Raw genomic sequence first — 4,195 nt, 5'->3', positions numbered from 1 at the left:
TTGCCATAAAAAGCTTTTCTCTTATCTAGCCATTGTCCATTTTTAAATTCCTTTCCCACTTTTCTATAGATTCTATAGTAGTGATTTCCATTTATTATACAGTTGGTTGCCATTTGCAATCCTCCTTTTATTATTGAGGATTGTAAATAAGTTTGTTTTTATATTGTATCATAATAATAGTGATTGGATATGGACAAATGAAATGTTATAATTAATTCATAAGATATTAATTATGTATCATGTAGAAACAAGATATAAAAAAGTTCCATATCAAACAACTGAAACATATATAAAATATTATAATTGTTCATGCGGAGCTACTAAATAATTACAAAATGCAGTTGCGGAGCAACAAAAAAATAATATTGCATAATTCTTATAACTAAAGGTTTATATAAGTTGGTTTCATAAGAGAGGAATTTAATATGTTAAAGAAGAGAATAGTCCAGTATTGGACTACTATTAAGGATACCTGCAAGAAGCATAAGAAAACCGCTCTTGCAATCTTGCTTATCATAGCGGTGGCTGCTGGTGGTTCAGTAGGGTATAAGCTGATGACTTCTACTGATTCAGGCGTGGCTTCTAACGAGAAGAAGCTCGAACAGGCAAAGGAAGCTGAAGAGGAGGCTGTTAAAGAGGAACAGTCTGCTGAAGATGAACTTAAAGATGCAGAAAAAGAATTAGAAAAAGCTAAAAAATCAGGCGATAAAGATGCAATAGCAAAAGCAGAGAAGAAAGTAGAAGCTGCTAAGGAAAAAGTTAATTCAACTAAAAAGAAGGTAGAAAAAGCTAAAGAGGAAGTAGCAGAGTCTACTGATAAAAAGCCTTCTTCCAGCAATTCTAGTGCAAGTTCTAGTAACTCAAATAAGAAGCCTTCTAATAGTGGAAGCAATAGTTCCAGTAGCTCTGGTGGCTCTAGTGCATCAAAGCCAAGCAAGCCATCAGGCGGTAGCAGCGGGTCTTCTGGATCAAGCTCCAGCGATTCATCTACTTCTAAGCCATCTAAGCCTGCACATCAGCATAAATGGGAGCCTGTGTATGGTGAGAAAACTGTGACTAAATATAAAAAAGTGCCGTATGGAGTTGTTGTATGTGATGCTGATGGATGTAATGCAGAATTTCTTAGTCCTGAAGAAGATGATTTAGGATATAATCATTTTAAATCTCATGCCTTAAATGGTGAAAGTTATTCTAGTCATAACGAAATTAGATATAAGAAAGAAGCATATCAAGATACAGAAACTTACATCAAGTATTACAGATGCACCTGCGGTGCTACTAAATAGAGCTTGAATAAGCTCTATTTTTTTATACACTGCACATTATATATTGACAAATCTTCTATTTAAAGATATTCTAATATGTAATATAAACAATATATATTATTATTGTATTGATATATTTCAAAAATGGTTTATAAAAGTATTGATGTAAGTTGACAACTACATATAATATGCTATACTATTTTTAGGCAAATAAAAAAGAAATAAGTGTCCAGTTGGACAAAAAGGAAAAGCGAGGAGTACCAGTCCTCGCTTTTTTATGTGCTGTTGCTGCTAATCGTCATCACTGTCCAGCCACTTGCAGATAAGATAGGCTGTTACATCTGCTCCGACAGCGACCAAAAAAGAAATAAGTATATCCAGTTGATTCACCTCCTTCCTGCTGGAAAGAGTCGCAGCGATAATAGTATATCATATGTAGTTGCAAAATAATATGCTTTCAGCATATATTGGGAAGCGGTATCGCTCAGGCCATAACTCAAAGCCTTCGCGATGGATTATGGTGTTCGTGTTCGTTGAATCCTTCAGTATATGCAACGGCTTGATAGTGCAAGGTAGTACAAGTCTCCACCTTGAACACTATCTGACACCGTTGCCTCTACTTCCAGTCATCAACCGAACACGGAAACGCTAACGCACATGTGTTAGCCCATCAAGAAAGGAGAACATCAATGAAAGTATTATTAGTTAAACCGCATGAAGAGCCGAAGGTAGTAGAGATTGAAAATACTTTGGATGCAAAGCAAGAAATAGTTGGAGGATTTATTGAAATGGTAACACCTCCAAGCCATACAGATGATGCTGTAATAATTTGTAATGAACTTGGCAAGTGCATGGGACTTCAACTTAATCGTTGTTTACGACTTGCAAACGGTCATATATATGATGTCATTGCAGGAACTTTTTTCATATGTAGAGCACCGTGGGATTCCGAAGGATTTGAAAGTTTGACAGATGAACAAATTGAGATTTATTCAAAGATGTATGCTTAACAAATGGAGGTTAGTAAGATGAAAAAAGAAAAAATGACATTTGAAATTACTAAAAGGTATGGTGTTATATCTGTATCAGAAAAAGGCTGGTCGAAAGAATTAAACCTTATAGCCTGGAATGGAAATAATCCAAGATTAGATATAAGAGATTGGTCTCCGGATCATAAATACATGAGCAAAGGAGTAACATTGGATTATAAACAAGCACGTACTTTAAAAAGGCTTCTAGAAAAGATTAAATAATATAACAACATAATAGGAGCATTGCCCCGGCGTTAACGGGGCAATTTTGTTTTCCCACCAACCCACCCGTTTGGCAGAAGCGGTATCGCTCAGGCCATAACTCAAAGCCTTCGCGATGGATTATAGTGTTCGTGCTCGTTGAATCCTTCAGTATATGCAACGGCTTGATAGTGCAAGGTAGTACAAGTCTCCACCTTGAACACTATCTGACACCGTTACCTTTACTTCCAGTCATCAACCGAACACGGAAACGCTAACGCACATGTGTTAGCCCATCAAGAAAGGAAAGATAAAAATGGAAGTTAAGAAGTATGAAATTTATACAAAAACATCAAGGGTATGGGAAGTGCCTAACACTGAGATAAAATGCTCAGAAGATATTTATAAGTTCGCTGTAAAATATCTTAAAATGCAGGAGAGAGACAGAGAAGTGTTTTCAGTGGTAGCTATTAATGCAAAGGGCCAAATAATTGGTGTGAATGATGCAAGTATAGGAGATTTATTTAGTGCAATAATGCATCCTAGAGAAATTCTTAAATATGCTATTTTGAGCAATGCTGCGGCAATTATATGCATACATAATCACCCATCTGGAGACCCAACGCCTAGTCAAGAAGATATTAATTCAACAGTGAGACTGCAGGATGCTTGTGAGATTATAGGAATAAAACTATTAGACCATATCATTGTTGGAGAAAATCGGTATAGCAGTTTGAAAAATGAGCAATTAATTTAATGGAAAATATTACAAACTATGATATAATAAGTTTAGGTATTATAATATGCCTAAACTTATTATAAAAGGAGGATGTAATACTCATTAAAATAATTTAACAACACTCTCATGGGCGGATGTGAGTTATATGCTGTGGACACGGAAGTTTCCTACGGGATGAACGAAAGTGGATGAAGCAGTACCTAAATAAACAATATGAATTGTTACCCGAGGACCGCCACGAAATAAAACATAAACTTTAATACGGGGAAAAGACAGTTAAATAAAGAACTTATAGGGGGCAGTATGATAAATATAAGGAAGCCCTCTGATGTTTGTGCTGTCTGGAACCAAGAAATAGGTTCTTCGGAAGAGCAATTCATAGTCGTTCTAATGAACGAAGAAAACAATATGGAAAAGAAAATATCCGTCACACAAGGCATTAAAGAATATGTTTTAATAGAGATTGATAAAATAATTGAGTGTTGTTGTATCTTAGGAGCTACATCTATTGCAATATCTCATAATCATCCGTCGGGGAATCTTTTACCTAGCGATGATGACATAGATTTGACTAATATAATTATAAAAAAATGCAAAGAAGCTGATATAAATTTTTTCGACCATGTAATCGTAACATCAGAGGGAAATTATTTGAGCATGAGGAATATTGGAATGTTCTAAAATTAAAATAAATATAAAGACCGGCCGTTTTGGCCGGTTTTATATTTGCAATCAATTATTTTGTTTTAGTAGTGTAAAGGACGCGATTCTTTCTACAGCAGAAGCCTGCTTTTCAGCCGACACATGAACATAATACCTAGCCGTGACAGATATATCACCATGACCGAGCAGTTTAGCAGTCTGTTCAATGGGAACTCCTGCCCTAGCAAGATTCGTTGCAAAGGTGGCTCTATATGCATGGAATTTCCTATGCTTAACGCCGATTCTCTTGTATAGCC

General features: G+C 35.7%; 6 protein-coding genes. 5 read left to right on the top strand and 1 reads right to left on the bottom strand.

Features of this window, described 5'->3' with window-relative positions; translation table 11 throughout:
* Nucleotides 1–425 precede the first annotated feature (425 nt).
* The 5 genes from INF20_RS07845 (at nt 426) to INF20_RS07825 (ending at nt 3,917) form a co-directional block, all read left to right on the top strand.
* Nucleotides 426–1,286 carry a DUF1090 domain-containing protein gene (locus tag INF20_RS07845; RefSeq protein WP_226385825.1) on the top strand — a complete coding sequence of 287 codons (861 nt, stop codon included), beginning with the start codon at nt 426–428 and terminating at the stop codon, nt 1,284–1,286.
* A 668-nt stretch (nt 1,287–1,954) separates the two neighbouring features.
* Nucleotides 1,955–2,275 carry a DUF3846 domain-containing protein gene (locus tag INF20_RS07840; protein ID WP_226385824.1) on the top strand — a complete coding sequence of 107 codons (321 nt, stop codon included), beginning with the start codon at nt 1,955–1,957 and terminating at the stop codon, nt 2,273–2,275.
* Between the two features lie 18 nt (nt 2,276–2,293).
* On the top strand, nt 2,294–2,518 hold the full coding sequence (locus tag INF20_RS07835) for a YdbC family protein (RefSeq protein WP_226385823.1): 225 nt from the start codon (nt 2,294–2,296) through the stop codon (nt 2,516–2,518).
* Between the two features lie 295 nt (nt 2,519–2,813).
* Nucleotides 2,814–3,254, top strand: a complete 441-nt coding sequence (locus INF20_RS07830; RefSeq protein ID WP_226385822.1) for a JAB domain-containing protein — start codon at nt 2,814–2,816, stop codon at nt 3,252–3,254.
* A 285-nt stretch (nt 3,255–3,539) separates the two neighbouring features.
* On the top strand, nt 3,540–3,917 hold the full coding sequence (locus tag INF20_RS07825) for a JAB domain-containing protein (RefSeq protein WP_226385821.1): 378 nt from the start codon (nt 3,540–3,542) through the stop codon (nt 3,915–3,917).
* Between the two features lie 51 nt (nt 3,918–3,968).
* On the opposite strand, the gene INF20_RS07820 is transcribed toward INF20_RS07825, so the two are convergent.
* Nucleotides 3,969–4,195 (bottom strand): tyrosine-type recombinase/integrase (locus INF20_RS07820; RefSeq protein WP_226385820.1); only part of this gene is annotated, 227 nt, incomplete at its 5' end.

This window comes from Gallibacter intestinalis (genome assembly GCF_014982745.1).
Lineage (GTDB): Bacteria > Bacillota > Clostridia > Peptostreptococcales > Anaerovoracaceae > Gallibacter > Gallibacter intestinalis.
This window is presented reverse-complemented; position numbering and strand designations above follow the sequence as displayed.

Excerpts from the sequence above, each read along its gene's own strand:
- INF20_RS07830 (WP_226385822.1), top strand. The coding sequence starts at position 2,814 with ATGGAAGTTAAGAAGTATGAAATTTATACAAAAACATCAAGGGTATGG.
- INF20_RS07825 (WP_226385821.1), top strand. The coding sequence starts at position 3,540 with ATGATAAATATAAGGAAGCCCTCTGATGTTTGTGCTGTCTGGAACCAA.
- INF20_RS07845 (WP_226385825.1), top strand. The coding sequence starts at position 426 with ATGTTAAAGAAGAGAATAGTCCAGTATTGGACTACTATTAAGGATACC.
- INF20_RS07840 (WP_226385824.1), top strand. The coding sequence starts at position 1,955 with ATGAAAGTATTATTAGTTAAACCGCATGAAGAGCCGAAGGTAGTAGAG.
- INF20_RS07835 (WP_226385823.1), top strand. The coding sequence starts at position 2,294 with ATGAAAAAAGAAAAAATGACATTTGAAATTACTAAAAGGTATGGTGTT.